The organism is Herbiconiux ginsengi (assembly GCF_900107435.1).
Classification (GTDB): Bacteria; Actinomycetota; Actinomycetes; order Actinomycetales; family Microbacteriaceae; genus Herbiconiux; species Herbiconiux ginsengi.
Genome location: NZ_FNPZ01000002.1, coordinates 416,650 through 429,921, shown reverse-complemented (window position 1 = coordinate 429,921; position 13,272 = coordinate 416,650). Strand labels below are relative to the sequence as shown.

Annotated in this window: 12 protein-coding genes; 7 read left to right on the top strand and 5 right to left on the bottom strand. The window is 69.7% G+C overall.

Going from position 1 to position 13,272, the window contains the following annotated elements:
* Positions 1-54: 54 nt before the first annotated feature.
* The 4 genes from deoC to BLW00_RS10305 all read left to right on the top strand — a co-directional run bounded on the left by deoC (position 55) and on the right by BLW00_RS10305 (position 4,085).
* Complete coding sequence (deoC, locus tag BLW00_RS10320; protein WP_092553383.1) at positions 55-1,062, top strand: deoxyribose-phosphate aldolase; 1,008 nt, start codon at positions 55-57, stop codon at positions 1,060-1,062.
* An 8-nt stretch (positions 1,063-1,070) separates the two neighbouring features.
* On the top strand, positions 1,071-2,510 hold the full coding sequence (locus BLW00_RS10315) for an aldehyde dehydrogenase family protein (protein WP_092553380.1): 1,440 nt from the start codon (positions 1,071-1,073) through the stop codon (positions 2,508-2,510).
* Positions 2,507-3,367 carry an aldehyde dehydrogenase family protein gene (locus BLW00_RS10310; protein ID WP_092553376.1) on the top strand — a complete coding sequence of 287 codons (861 nt, stop codon included), beginning with the start codon at positions 2,507-2,509 and terminating at the stop codon, positions 3,365-3,367. Before BLW00_RS10315 ends, BLW00_RS10310 begins: the two co-directional genes overlap by 4 nt.
* A gap of 136 nt (positions 3,368-3,503) precedes the next feature.
* Positions 3,504-4,085, top strand: coding sequence for a GDSL-type esterase/lipase family protein (locus tag BLW00_RS10305; protein ID WP_092553373.1), 582 nt, complete (start codon positions 3,504-3,506; stop codon positions 4,083-4,085).
* A 30-nt stretch (positions 4,086-4,115) separates the two neighbouring features.
* Here the strand turns inward: BLW00_RS10305 and BLW00_RS10300 are convergent, their stop codons facing one another.
* Genes BLW00_RS10300 through BLW00_RS10285 form a run of 4 tightly spaced genes read right to left on the bottom strand, consistent with a single transcriptional unit; the run spans position 4,116 to position 7,915 of the window.
* Positions 4,116-5,483, bottom strand: a complete 1,368-nt coding sequence (locus tag BLW00_RS10300; RefSeq protein ID WP_245741509.1) for a M20/M25/M40 family metallo-hydrolase — start codon at positions 5,481-5,483, stop codon at positions 4,116-4,118.
* Positions 5,484-5,492: 9 nt separating this feature from the next.
* Positions 5,493-6,575 (bottom strand): carbohydrate kinase family protein, encoded by a 1,083-nt coding sequence (locus BLW00_RS10295; RefSeq protein ID WP_092553370.1) that lies wholly within the window; start codon positions 6,573-6,575, stop codon positions 5,493-5,495.
* Entirely contained in the window at positions 6,568-7,503 is a 936-nt protein-coding gene (locus BLW00_RS10290) for a pseudouridine-5'-phosphate glycosidase (RefSeq protein WP_092553367.1), read from the bottom strand. The genes BLW00_RS10295 and BLW00_RS10290 overlap by 8 nt, the downstream gene beginning before the upstream one ends.
* 13 nt (positions 7,504-7,516) lie before the next feature.
* Positions 7,517-7,915, bottom strand: a complete 399-nt coding sequence (locus BLW00_RS10285) for a hypothetical protein (protein ID WP_092553364.1) — start codon at positions 7,913-7,915, stop codon at positions 7,517-7,519.
* A gap of 39 nt (positions 7,916-7,954) precedes the next feature.
* On the opposite strand from BLW00_RS10285, the gene BLW00_RS10280 reads away from it, so the two are divergent.
* The 3 genes from BLW00_RS10280 (at position 7,955) to BLW00_RS10270 (ending at position 11,021) form a co-directional block, all read left to right on the top strand.
* Positions 7,955-8,293: a DUF6804 family protein gene (locus BLW00_RS10280; protein ID WP_092553361.1), complete on the top strand. Its 339-nt coding sequence runs from the start codon at positions 7,955-7,957 to the stop codon at positions 8,291-8,293.
* Between the two features lie 179 nt (positions 8,294-8,472).
* Positions 8,473-10,587 carry a DEAD/DEAH box helicase gene (locus BLW00_RS10275; RefSeq protein WP_092553358.1) on the top strand — a complete coding sequence of 705 codons (2,115 nt, stop codon included), beginning with the start codon at positions 8,473-8,475 and terminating at the stop codon, positions 10,585-10,587.
* An 89-nt stretch (positions 10,588-10,676) separates the two neighbouring features.
* On the top strand, positions 10,677-11,021 hold the full coding sequence (locus BLW00_RS10270; RefSeq protein WP_092554649.1) for a cupin domain-containing protein: 345 nt from the start codon (positions 10,677-10,679) through the stop codon (positions 11,019-11,021).
* A gap of 46 nt (positions 11,022-11,067) precedes the next feature.
* Here the strand turns inward: BLW00_RS10270 and BLW00_RS10265 are convergent, their stop codons facing one another.
* The gene (locus BLW00_RS10265; protein WP_092553355.1) at positions 11,068-13,188 is read right to left on the bottom strand and encodes a S9 family peptidase; all 2,121 of its coding nucleotides are present in this window, start codon (positions 13,186-13,188) and stop codon (positions 11,068-11,070) included.
* Between the last annotated feature and the right edge of the window lie 84 nt (positions 13,189-13,272).

Sequence of the window (13,272 nt, the reverse complement as noted above, 5' to 3'; positions counted from 1 at the left end):
GCTCGGCACGAGACCGTGCAGCGCAGGCAACGACGAGAGAAGTACGGAGACGTCGTGACGATAGAACGAGCGGTCAGTCCCGCCCAGCGCGCCATTCAGGTGCTGGGAGACGACCTCACCGAGACAACCCTGAAGCGCTACCTCGAAGGCATCCCGGGCATCGACGCCGTGGGCCTCGAGCAGCGGGCGGCCGGCCTCGGCACGCGGTCGATCAAGACCACGTCGAAGGCCTGGGCCCTCGACAGGATCATCGAGTTGATCGACCTCACCACCCTGGAGGGCGCCGACACGCCCGGCAAGGTGCGGTCGTTGGTGGCCAAGGCGCTGCTGCCCGATCCCTCCGACCTCAGCACCCCCCGGGTCGCCGCGGTCTGCGTCTACGGCGACATGGTGCCCTACGCCGTCGAGGCGCTCGGCGCCGCCCACTCGGCGGGAACGGACGAGGGCGTCAACGTGGCCGCCGTCGCCACCGCCTTCCCCTCGGGTCGCGCCTCGCTGGCCGTGAAGCTCGCCGACACCGCGGATGCCGTGGCCGCGGGCGCCGACGAGATCGACATGGTGATCGATCGCGGCGCGTTCCTGTCGGGCCGCTTCGGTCAGGTCTTCGACGAGATCGTGGCGGTCAAAGAGGCCTGCCGCCGCGCGGACGGCTCCTACGCCCACCTCAAGGTCATCCTCGAGACTGGAGAGCTGAACACCTACGACAACGTGCGGCGCGCGTCGTGGCTGGCGATTCTGGCCGGCGGCGACTTCATCAAGACCTCCACCGGAAAGGTCGCCCCGGCGGCCACCCTGCCGGTGACGCTCTCGATGCTCGAAGTGGTGCGCGACTGGCACCGCCTCACCGGCGAGAAGATCGGCGTGAAGCCGGCCGGCGGCATCCGCTCGTCGAAAGACGCCATCAAGTACGTGGTGACCGTGGCCGAGACCGTGGGCGAGGAGTGGCTGCAGCCGCACCTGTTCCGCTTCGGTGCGTCGAGTCTGCTGAACGACGTCCTGCTCCAGCGGCAGAAGATGAAGTCCGGGCACTACTCCGGCGCCGACTACGTGACGATCGACTAGGACCTGACATGACATTCCTCGAATACGCACCGGCGCCCGAGTCGACCGCGATCCTGAATCTGAAGCCCGAATACGGCCTGTTCATCGGCAACGAGTTCGTGGCAGCGGAGGGGGAGTCGTTCTCGACCATCTCGCCCGCCACGGAGAAGGAGATCGCCCGTGTGGCGAACGCGAGCGCGGCCGACGTCGATCGCGCCGTGGCCGCCGCCCGCAAGGCCTACGACAAGACCTGGTCGAAGTTGTCGGGGCGGGACCGCGGAAAGTACCTGTTCCGGATCGCCCGTCTGGTGCAGGAGCGTGCCCGTGAGCTGGCCGTGGCCGAATCGCTCGACAACGGCAAGCCCATCAAGGAGAGTCGCGACGTCGACGTTCCGCTCGTGGCCGCCTGGTTCTTCTACTACGCCGGCTGGGCCGACAAGCTCGACTACGCCGGCCTCGGTGGGAACCCCCGTTCGCTCGGGGTGGCCGCCCAGGTCATCCCGTGGAACTTCCCGCTGCTCATGCTGGCCTGGAAGATCGCCCCGGCTCTGGCGGCCGGAAACACCGTGGTGCTGAAGCCCGCCGAGACCACGCCGCTGACCGCGCTGCTCTTCGCCGAGATCGTGCAGCAGGCCGACCTGCCGGCGGGAGTGGTGAACATCATCACCGGTGCCGGTGAGACCGGGCGCGCGCTCGTGAACCACCCGGATGTCGACAAGGTCGCCTTCACCGGATCGACCGAGGTCGGCCGGCAGATCGCCCGCTCCACCGCGGGATCGGGCAAAAAGGTCACGCTCGAACTCGGCGGCAAGGCCGCGAACATCGTGTTCGACGACGCACCGATCGACCAGGCCGTCGAGGGCATCGTCAACGGCATCTTCTTCAACCAGGGGCATGTCTGCTGTGCGGGATCACGCCTGCTGGTGCAGGAGAACATCCACGACGACGTCGTCGAGCGGCTGAAGAACCGGCTCTCGACGCTGCGGCTCGGCGATCCGCTCGACAAGAACACCGACATCGGGGCGATCAACAGCGCCGAGCAACTGCAGCGCATCCGCGAGCTCTCCGACATCGGCGAGGCCGAAGGAGCCGAGCGCTGGACGGCGGAATGCGCCATCCCCGAGAACGGGTTCTGGTTCGCGCCGACGATCTTCGACAACGTGTCGACCTCGTCGCGCATCGCGAGGGAGGAGATCTTCGGTCCGGTGCTCTCCGTGCTCACCTTCCGCACACCGGCCGAGGCCATCGCGAAGGCCAACAACACGCCGTACGGCCTGTCGGCCGGCATCTGGAGCGACAAGGGCAGCCGCATCCTCGCCGTGGCCGACAAGCTCCGCGCCGGCGTGATCTGGGCCAACACCTTCAACCGCTTCGACCCGGCGTCGCCCTTCGGCGGCTACAAGGAGTCGGGCTACGGCCGCGAGGGCGGCCGGCACGGTCTCGCCGCATACCTGAAAGGCGCGAAATGACGCACATCGCGGTTCCCAAGACCTACAAGCTGTTCATCGGTGGCGCGTTCCCGCGCAGTGAATCGGGTCGCACCTACGAGGTCGCGACGCCGAAGGGCGTCTTCCTCGCCAACGCGGCCAAGGCCTCGCGGAAGGATGCGCGCGATGCCGTCGTGGCCGCCCGAGGCGCCGTCTCGGGCTGGGCCGGCGCCACCGCCTACAACCGCGGGCAGGTGCTCTACCGGGTGGCCGAGGTGCTCGAGGGTCGGCGCGCCCAGTTCGAAGACGAGATCGTGCGCCAGGAGGGCGTATCGGCCTCCGCTGCACGCGCCCAGGTCGACGAGGCGATCGACCGCTGGGTCTGGTACGCCGGGTGGACCGACAAGTTCACGCAGGTCGTGGGCAACGCGAATCCGGTGGCCGGTCCGTACTTCAACCTCACGGTGCCCGAGCCGACGGGTGTCGTCGCCATCGTCGCGCCCCAGGACTCGTCGCTGCTCGGCCTCGTGAGCGCCGTCGCGCCCGCGCTGGTGTCGGGCAACGCGGTTGTCGTGGTTGCCAGCGAGACGTTCCCGCTCTCATCCATCACCCTCGCGGAGGTGCTCGCCACGAGCGACCTGCCGAAGGGCGTCGTGAACGTGCTCACCGGGTCGCCGGCCGAGATCGCACCGTGGCTCGCGTCGCACGCCGACGTGAACGCGCTCGACCTGGTGGGCGCCGGAGCGCTCGACTGGATCGACCTCGAGATCGCCGCCGCCGACACCCTGAAGCGCGTCTACCCGCCCGAGAACGGCCCGGATGCCGCGGCGCCCGCGCTGTCGCGCATCACCGCATTCACCGAAACGAAGACGGTCTGGCACACCAAAGCCCTGATCTGACTGTGCCGCCCCAGTGGTACGCGCAACGAGTCGCCAAAACACGCCGCTACCGGCCCACGCATACCGACCGTTCTTGGCGAATGAATGCCGTGAAGGCGAGCGGGTAAACTGTGAGGATCTTCAGCGGGAGGCTCAGATGACGACCGGAAAAGCGAAGACGGTGTTCGTGGGTGACAGTCTCACCGAGGGCGGGCGCTGGCAGGAGTGGTTCCCCGAGGTCGAGGCGATCAATCTCGGCATCGCGGCCGACACCACCGAGGGGCTGATCGACCGCCTCGACGAGGTGGCCGCGCACGACCCCGACACCGTGGTGCTGCTCATCGGCACCAATGACGTCGCCAACCGCCGCGCGGTGGAGCAGGTGGTGCGCAACATCGAGACCATCCTGGTGGAGTTGCGCGCGGCATTGCCGGATGCGCGCATCCTGGTGCAGTCGGTGCTGCCGCGCGGGCGGGAGTACGCCGAGTTCGTGAAGGAGATCAACCGCCACGTCTGGCAGTTCGCCGCCACCGTGAAGGCGCACTATCTCGACCTCTGGCCGGTGATGGCGCTCGACGACGGCGAACTGAACCCCGCTTACACGACCGACCGTCTGCACCTCAACGACGCGGGCTACGAGGCCTGGCTCTCCGAGCTGGTGCCCGCCCTCGAGCGTGTGCACGATCTCCCACCGTCGAGCCGCCCGATCCGCCTCCCCGAACTCGGCAAGGTCGATTAGCGACAGCGGTACAGGGGGGCCAGCGGCGCGTCAGAGGCGGGCGATCAGGCCTTCGTAGAAGCGGATGCCGGTGAAGAAGGTCTGCACGTGCATCCGCTCGTTCTTGGCGTGCAGGGTGCCGCGCTCCTCGGCCGACATCTCGAAGGGGCTGAAGCGGTAGACCGTGCGGCTGACCCGCGAGAACTGGCGGGAGTCGGTGGCGCTGGTCTGCACGTACGGCGTGACCACGGCCGTCGGGTAGGCCGCGGTGATCGACTCCGCGAGCAGATTCCACTCCGGCCCGTCCATCCGTGACACGGGCGCCGGATCGTTGGCGCTGAGGATCTCGACCCGCACCAGCGGATCGGCGATGGCGCGTTCGAGCTGCCGCCGGGTCTGCTCGACGGTCGAGCCGATCGCGATCCGCACGTTCAGCACCGCCTGCGCGCGTTCGGCCAGGGCGTTCGCCGCGAGTCCGGCGGAGAGCTGCGTCACCGCGACCGTGGTGCGCACGATCGCGGCGGTCTCGTCGCTCATGCGGGCGAACACGGCCACGAGGAGGGGCCGGAACAGGTTCGCGCGGGTGAACACGAACTTGAGCGGCCCCCGGCCGTGAGCGCCCACGGTCCGGATCATCCGCTCCGTGACCGCGTTGAGCCGCGCCCGGAAGGGCCGATCCGTCACCCGCACGATCGCCCGCGCGAGTCGGGCCGTCGCCGTGAGGCGCGGGGGAGTCGACGCGTGACCGCCCTGCTGTTCCACAGTGAGGGTGAAGCTCGTGGTGCCCTTCTCGCTGACCCCGACCACGGCGATCGGCACGTCGACGGTGGGGAACAGCTTCTCCACCACCGCACCTCCCTCGTCGAGCACGAACCCGACCGTCACCCCACGCTCTCGCAGCAGCGCGACCACGGCCTCGGCACCGGTGCCGGCGGTCTCCTCGTCGTGCCCGAACAGGAGGTAGACATCGTGTCGCGGCGTGAAGCCCGCGGCCGCGGCGCTCTCGGCCGCCTCGAGGATGGTGGTGGCCGATCCCTTGTTGTCGAGCGTTCCGCGCCCCCAGAGCACGCGATCGGCACCCTCGCCGGAGACCTCGGCGGCGAAGGGCGGATGCGTCCAACCCTCGTCGGTGGCCGGCACCACGTCGTAGTGCGCCATGAGCACGGCTGCCGCCCCGGGCTCCTGGCCCACCCAGCGGTAGAGCAGGGTGTGGCCGGCCACGACCTCGCGGGAGAGGACTCGATGAATCGCCGGGTACAGGCGTTCGAGAGCCGCCGCGAAGGCGTCGAAGGGCGACCAGTCGGCGGATGCCTCGGTGTTCTCACCGATACCCGTGGCGAGCGGTGACACGGTGGGGATGCGGATCAGCTCGCGGAGGCGGGCGAGCGCGTCGGCGTCTCGGGGGTCGTCGCTGATCACGAGAACAGTCTAGGGATGAGCGGCCCGGACGGCCCGCGACGTGGATGGTGCCGATGGCGCGGCGGCGTCCGGCACCGGCGGCCGGCCGCCGACGTGCGTCACGGCCAGTGCCGCGCCGGCGACTCCGGCGCGCGCGGCCGCCTCGAGCCGGGGGGCGTCCATCGCGTCGGCGGTCATCGCTCCGGAGCGCAGCAGCGAATCCACGAACCCCGCCCCGAACGCGTCGCCCGCGCCGGTGGTGTCGACGGGGGCGACGGGGACGGCCGCCACGTGCACCCGCGTCGAGCCGTCGACCGGGCCCGGGGCGCCGGATGAGCGCGCTGCATCGCCGTGGGGTCGAGCGGGGGCCGGGGCGCGGCTGGCCACGAGGGCGCCCGCCCGCCCGAGCGTCAACGCCACGATCTCGTGCCGTTCGAGCAGGGCGGTCACCACGTCGTCGGGGTCGTGGGCGCCCGTCAGCGCCCGGCCCTCGTCGAGGTTCGGCAGTACGACCGTGGCTCCCGCCATGGCCGCGAGGAGACTCCCGGCGCCGTGGGTGGCGATGAAGCCGGCCGATCCGGGGTTCACCGACACCGAGACACCGGCGGCGCGCGCCTCCTGCACCAGCGCGGCGAAGGCGTGCGTCGCATCCGGGGCGCCGTGGCGGAAGACGGAGTAGCCCGTGAAATGCAGGTGGCCCCCGGTGCGGAAGAGCGCCCGGTCGACGTCGGCCGGTGAGGTCAGGGCGTTCGCACCGCGCTCGGTGAGCATCGTGCGGGTGCGGTCGGGCTGCAGGATGACGACGATGGTGCCCGTGGGCAGGTCGGCGCCGGCGAGGTGGGGAGTGACGCCGTGCTGCCGCAGCAGGTTTTCGTGGCGGGCGACGTCGTCGACGTTGACGTGCCCGGCGAAGTCGACGCGGCAGCCGAGGTGCGCGAACCAGGCTGCCGCGTTCGCCGCCGACCCGCCCGCCTGCCGCTCGATGCGTGCCGTGGTGTCGGTGTCGGCGCGGATGGCGCCCGACGGCGTCACGATCAGGTCGTCGAAGACGTCTCCGAACACGCAGACGTGCGGGGCAGCGGCGTGCGGGGCGGCGCCGCGCGGATCAGTCATCCGCCGAGGCGTTCAGGGCACTCCAGGCGATCGCGATCTCGGCGGCGAGCCGCACGTTGTTGCGGGCGATGTCGAGGTTCACCTCGAGGCTCTTGCCACCCGACGCCTCCACGATGAAGCCCAGCAGGAACGGCGTGACCGCCTTGCCGGTGACGCCGGCGGCGTCGGCGGCGGCGAACGCCGTGGCCAGGATGCGGTCATGCTCCACCGGATCCCACTGCTCGTCGACCGGGATCGGGTTCGCCACCACGATGCCCTGCCCGTGGCCCAGCTCGTCCTGTCCGCGCATGACGCGGGCGATCTCGGCCGCGTCATCGACCTGCCAGTCGAGGGTGTGGCCCGAAGCGCGCAACCAGAAGCTCGGGAAGTCGGTGGTGCGATAGCCCACCACGGGCACGCTGAGGGTCTCCAGCCGTTCCAGGGTGGCCGGGATGTCGAGCACCGACTTCACCCCCGCGGAGACCACGGTGACGCCGGAGAGGGCCAGCGAGCTGAGGTCGGCCGATTCGTCGAACGACTCCGACGCGCCGCGATGCACCCCGCCGAGCCCGCCGGTGGCGAACACCCGCACCCCGGCCCGCCCTGCGAGGTAGGCCGTGGCCGCGACCGTGGTCGCACCGCTGGCGCCCTTGGCCGCGAGGATCGGGAGGTCGCGCACGCTGGCCTTGGCCATGTCGTCGCCCGCGATGCGCTGCACGCCCTCCTCGTCGAGGCCGATGCGCGGCACTCCGTCGAGCACCGCGATGGTGGCCGGCACGACACCGGCCGAGCGCAGGATCTCCTCGAACTCCTGCGCGGCCGCGAGATTACGCGGACGGGGGAGACCGTGCGAGATGATCGTGGACTCCAGGGCCACGACGGGGCGGCCCTCGTCGAGGGCGTCGGCCACCTCGGCGGCGACCAGGAACGGATGCGTACCGCGGCTCATCGATCGACCGTGCTCAGTGGAGCCGGGCCTTCAGAGCGGCGACCGGGTCGGCCGAGGTCAGCACGCCCGGACCGAAGCGGAGCATGGTGATGGTGTGCGAGACGGGGCCGGCTCCGGCGCTGAGGCGGGTGGCGACGGTGGCGCGCTCCCAGATCAGGATGGCCTCCTGCGCCAGCTGCACGGTGAGGCCGAGCGGCTGCGTGTTGCCGGAGCGCACATCCGGGAGCGAGTAGCCGCCGAGTGCCGCGAGTGTCGCATAGACCTCGGAGACCTCCTTCTGCGGCAGCGGAACGGCGCCCTGACCGGCGAAGACGGCGACGAACAGGCGAGCGGCCAGCTCCTCGGGATCGGCGGTCCAGAGCCCCTCCGGGCCGGCGAACTGAGGGCCAGGGGTTCCGGTGGGAAGTGTCATGAGTTCACCATATCGAGCGCCGCGTAGGATTGGCGAGACATGAGCAATCGATACGCCACCCCGGCTTTCACGCGCCCGGCACTCGCTCCCGGAATCCTCGGGGCCATCGCGCTCCTGGCGTTCATCGCCGTCGTGGGCGACCCGGGCTGGTTCACCATCGCCCGCTACGTCGTGAGCATCCTGGCCCTCATCATGTGCTGGTTCGCCTTTCAGGCGAAGCAATGGTGGTGGATCCCGTTCCTCCTCGCGGTGGCCGTGCTGTGGAACCCGGTGCTGCCGATCGACCTGCCCGTGTTCGTCTGGCAGATCGCGCACATCCTCGGCGCGGCCCTGTTCGTCGCAAGTGGCCTGTTCATCAAGGTCCATCGCGTAGACTGAGAGGACGACGGGGAATCCCGCTCTTCGTGCCGACCGCGACCTATGTCGCGTTGCTCGGCCCAGGCCCCCGTTTCGAACTGCCCGCACGTCAGAAGCGGCACCGTTCCGGTGCCGACCGATCGACTGGCCGCGTGGCCTCCGGCGAAGACGAGGCCCCGCCCTTACTCCACAGGAGAACGATGTCAAGGTCCGGCGCACGCCGAACACGCAGTGCAGACAACACTGGTCTCATTCCGATCCTCGCCCGCAAGGTGCGCGAGGTCGAAGCCGCCGCGCAGCGGGGCAAGGTCGCTCCGGCGAACCGCACCAAGTTCCTCGTGGTGGCGCTGTTGATGCGCGAGGAGCGCGCCACGATCAAGACGGATGCCGCGTTGAGCGACTCCGAGCGCGCCGAGCAGTTGAAGCGGCTCGACGGCATCGCCTCGATCCTCGCCCGCACCGCCGCACGCGACACCTCGCTGATCGCGCTGCTCGAGAACGACGCGGCCCTCTCGCCCGCTGCGAAGAAGCTGCGCCGCGAATACCTGGAGGACGCCGGATACGACGTTCCCGACGAGGAGCCCGAAGCACCCCGCCCGGTCGCCACGGTCGTGCCGCCCGAACTCGCTGAGCGCCAGGTGGTGCCCCTCTCGGTGAAGTCACGCCAGCTCGCGAACCCCTTCATGGCGCCCGACCTCACGCCCGCGAAGCCGCACGGCGTGGGGCGGCTGTCGAACTGGGAGCTGCTCGGCCCGCTCTACCGTGCCTTCGAATACGGCGCCGGCGGGCAGGCCGCCAGCATGGAGCTGCCCGAAGCACCCACGATCGATCGTCTCTCGCCTCCCGGGCACGAGCTGATGGTGCACCAGTCCCGATTCCTGCAGAGCGTGCAGGCCGGGCACCGCACGTTCCTGCTGGCCGACGAGCCCGGTCTCGGAAAGACGGCGCAGTCGCTGCTGGCCGCATCCGTCGCCGACGCCTATCCGTTGCTCGCCGTGGTGCCGAACGTGGTGAAGATGAACTGGGCGCGCGAGGTCGAGATCTGGACCCCGCACCGCCGCGCCACCGTGGTGCACGGCGACGGCGACACCCTCGACGCGTTCGCCGACGTGGTGATCGTCAACTACGAAGTGCTCGACCGTCACCTCTCCTGGCTCGGCACGCTCGGCTTCCGCGGCATGGTGGTCGACGAGGCCCACTTCATTAAGAACCTGTCGTCGCTGCGCTCGCGCAACGTGCTCGCGCTGGCCGACCGCATCCGTCGCACCGCCCCGGGCGGCAATCCGCTGATGATGGCCCTCACCGGCACCCCGCTGATCAACGACGTCGACGACTTCCGCGCCATCTGGCAGTTCCTCGGCTGGATCGACGGCACGAAGCCGACGCCGGTGCTGATGGAGCGGCTCGAAGAGGTGGGCCTGACGCCCGCCGACGCCGGGTTCTTCACCGAGGCTCGCGAGGCCGTGATCGACATGGGGATCGTGCGACGGCGGAAGATCGACGTGGCCGCCGACCTTCCCGCCAAGCGCATCGTCGACCTCCCGGTGGAGCTCGACGACGACCTCGGCCGCTCCATCCGCGAGGCCGAGCGCGAGCTCGGCGCCCGCCTGGTGACGCGCTACCGCCGGCTCATCGCAGCGCGGGCGAACGCACGCGGCGACGACGTCGACGACATCCCCGACGACGACCTCATGCGCCTGGTGGCCCGACAGGAGCTCGAAGACACACAGGCCACCGAACAGGGTCTCAACGTGTTCACCATGGTGCGGCAGATCGGAACGGCGAAGGCCGGCCTCGCCGCCGACTACGCCGCCCAGCTGGCGCGTTCCGTGGGCAAGGTCGTGTTCTTCGCGAAGCACATCGACGTGATGGATGCGGCCGAAGACCTGTTCGCGCGACGGGAGCTCAAGACGGTGTCGATCCGCGGCGACCAGTCGGCGGTGCTGCGCCAGCGCGAGATCGACGCCTTCAACAACGACCCCGAGGTGTCCGTGGCGGTGTGTTCGCTCACCGCGGCAGGTGTGGGGCTCAACCTCCAGGCCGCGTCGAACGTCGTGCTCGCCGAGCTGTCGTGGACGGCGGCGGAGCAGACCCAGGCGATCGACCGCGTGCACCGCATCGGGCAGGAGGAGCCGGTGACGGCGTGGCGGATCATCGCCGCGCAGACCATCGACACCCGCATCGCCGAGCTCATCGACTCGAAGCAAGGACTCGCGGCCCGGGCCCTCGACGGCTCGGACGAAGAGGTCGGGTCGTCGGACAGCGTGCAGCTGGATGCGCTCGTGTCCCTGCTGCGCTCCGCACTCACGGAGTAGGCGCCGAACAGATCTTGACTCATGACGTCGCAGACGTCACTCTCGGGAGGAGAGCCTGCCACGGCCCCGTCTCAGGAGGAGGGATGACCATGAGTGACGACGATGTCGCACGGGCGAAGAACGGTGTCAAGGTCGAGCTGCTGACCTCCGTCGATCTCGGTCCCGATTTCCCGGGTCTGGGCGGGCGAGAGCTCCGGATGCGCAGGGTGACTCTCGAGCCCGGCGCGGTCTTCGGCCCGGTTCACGACCACAAGGGCAGACCGGGGACGGTCTACGTGTTGCAGGGAACCATCACCGACCATCGAGACGGGATCGCGACGGAATACGGGCCGGGCGTGGGATGGCCCGAAGACCGGGACACCGTCCACTGGCTGGAGAACCGGGGGAGCGTTCCGGCGGTTGAGATCTCGGTCGACATCGCCGGCGACGAGTAGGCGGATTCGAGCCCGGCCGGAGCGGTGGCCGGGCTCCTCACGGCCGTCAGGCCGACGCGCGACCGAGCACGTCGAGCATCCAGGCGTACTCCTCCGCGATCTCCTTCCAGCGCTCGTAGCGGCCGCTGACGCCACCGTGGCCGGCCGACATCTCGGTGCGGAGGAGTACGGGAGCACCGACCGTGCGGAGGCGTGCCGTCCATTTCGCGGGTTCGACGTAGAGCACGCGGGTGTCGTTGAGGCTCGTGACCGCCAGGATGCGCGGATACTGCTGCTGCACGACGTTCTCGTAGGGGGAGTACGACTTCATGTAGGCGTACACCTCGGGGTCGTGCAGCGGGTCGCCCCACTCGTCCCACTCGATCACCGTCAGCGGGAGCGACGGGTCGAGGATGGAGGTCAGGGCATCGACGAACGGCACCTGAGCCAGGATGCCGGCGAACAGGTGCGGCGCCAGGTTCGCCACCGCGCCCATCAGCAGCCCGCCTGCGCTGCCGCCCTGAGCCACCAGTTGCGACGGTGAGGTGAGGCCGAGTTCGATGACCCGTTCCGCCGCCGCGACGAAATCGGTGAACGTGTTCTTCTTGCTGAGCGTCTTGCCGTTCTCATACCAGTGCCGCCCGAGCTCGCCGCCGCCGCGCACGTGCGCGATCGCGAACACCACGCCGCGGTCGAGCAGCGACAGCCGCGCCACCGAGAAGCCCGGGTCGATCGACGCCTCGTAGGAGCCGTAACCATAGAGCACGAAGGGCGCGGGGGAGCCGGCATCCAGAACCCCCGCCCGGGCGACGATCGAGAGCGGCACCTGCGTGCCGTCGGCCGCCGTCGCCCATTCGCGCCGCTGCACGTAGTCGGCCGGATCGTAGCCGCCGAGCACCGGATGCTGCTTCAGCAGTGTCGAGACGCCGGTCGTCACGTCGTAGTCGAACACCGATGACGGCGTGACGAAGGAGGTGAAGCCGTAGCGCACCGTCGGCTGCAGCCACTCCGGGTTGCCCGAGGTGCCCACCGAGAACAACGGCTCGTCGAACGCGATCTCGACCAAGGCCGAGCCGTCGATCTCCGGAGCATCGGGGGCCAGTGGCAGCACGCCGATGCGGGTCAGGCCATCACGCCGGTAGTCGACCGTGAGGTGTGCGGCGAAGGCCTCCACCTCTTCCAGACGCACGGCGGGATCGTGCGCGAACACGGTGTGCCAGCCGGCGCGGTCGAGCGGATGCGCCGGGTCGACGTCGATCAGCTCGAAGTTCTCCGCGCCGTCGTTGTGCAGGATGAGGAGGCGGTCGCGGCCGCCCACCACCGCGTGCTCGACGGAGTACTCGACACCCTCGCGCCGCGGCCAGACCACCTCGAACGTGGCATCGGGATCGCTGGTGTCGAGCAGCAGCACCTCGCTGGTGATCTTCGATCCGATCGCGATCTCGAGGTATTTCTTGCTGCGGGTGAGTCCCACGCCCACCCAGTAGCGCTCGTCGGGCTCGGTGAACACCTGCACGTCGGGCTCGGTGCCGCCCACGACGTGCCGCCAGATGGTGTCGGGGCGCCAGGCGTCGTCGACGGTGGGGTAGTAGACGCTGCCGCCGTCGCCCGAGAACACGGCGCCCGGGAAGGTGTCGGCGATCACGTCGGGCAGGTCTTCACCCGTGCGGAGATCGCGGATGCGCAGCGTGTAGCGCTCGTCGCCCAGCACGTCGACGGCGTAGGCCAGGAAGTCGCCGTCGGGGCTGACGTCGAAGGAGCCGAGCGAATAGAAGTCGTGGCCGTCGGCCTCGGCGTTGTCGTCGAGCACGACCTGCTCTCCGTCGATGGGGGTGCCCGCTTCCACGGCCGGGGGAGTCCAGTCGTCGTCGCCGGAGATCGGCGCGCGGCAGTGCACGCCGTACTGGGAGCCCTCGGCGGTGCGGGTGTAATACCAGTACCGCCCGTCGCGCACCGGCACCGAGAGGTCGGTCTCGAGCGTGCGCGCCTTGATCTCGTCGAAGATGCGCTGACGCAGCTCCGCGAGGTGCGCGGTCGCCTCATCGGTGTACGCGTTCTCCGCCTCGAGGTAGCGAAGCGTCTCCGGATTCTCCTTTTCGCGCAGCCATTCGTAGTCGTCGACGACCACGTCGCCGTGGTGCGAGCGTTCGAGCGGGAACTTGGGGGCGACGGGAGGGAGAGCATCCATTCCTCCAGCGTAGAGCGATCCCGAGTTGACCTCGACGGGGGCGGATGCGATTATCGTGACGGCTCCTGTTCGGGCCACCCGACG

Bases quoted from the DNA above. Each gene is read 5' to 3' on its own strand.
- BLW00_RS10315 (WP_092553380.1), top strand. From the start codon at position 1,071: ATGACATTCCTCGAATACGCACCGGCGCCCGAGTCGACCGCGATCCTG.
- BLW00_RS10310 (WP_092553376.1), top strand. From the start codon at position 2,507: ATGACGCACATCGCGGTTCCCAAGACCTACAAGCTGTTCATCGGTGGC.
- BLW00_RS10305 (WP_092553373.1), top strand. From the start codon at position 3,504: ATGACGACCGGAAAAGCGAAGACGGTGTTCGTGGGTGACAGTCTCACC.
- BLW00_RS10295 (WP_092553370.1), bottom strand. From the start codon at position 6,575: ATGACTGATCCGCGCGGCGCCGCCCCGCACGCCGCTGCCCCGCACGTC.
- BLW00_RS10290 (WP_092553367.1), bottom strand. From the start codon at position 7,503: ATGAGCCGCGGTACGCATCCGTTCCTGGTCGCCGCCGAGGTGGCCGAC.
- BLW00_RS10285 (WP_092553364.1), bottom strand. From the start codon at position 7,915: ATGACACTTCCCACCGGAACCCCTGGCCCTCAGTTCGCCGGCCCGGAG.
- BLW00_RS10280 (WP_092553361.1), top strand. From the start codon at position 7,955: ATGAGCAATCGATACGCCACCCCGGCTTTCACGCGCCCGGCACTCGCT.
- BLW00_RS10275 (WP_092553358.1), top strand. From the start codon at position 8,473: ATGTCAAGGTCCGGCGCACGCCGAACACGCAGTGCAGACAACACTGGT.
- BLW00_RS10270 (WP_092554649.1), top strand. From the start codon at position 10,677: ATGAGTGACGACGATGTCGCACGGGCGAAGAACGGTGTCAAGGTCGAG.
- BLW00_RS10265 (WP_092553355.1), bottom strand. From the start codon at position 13,188: ATGGATGCTCTCCCTCCCGTCGCCCCCAAGTTCCCGCTCGAACGCTCG.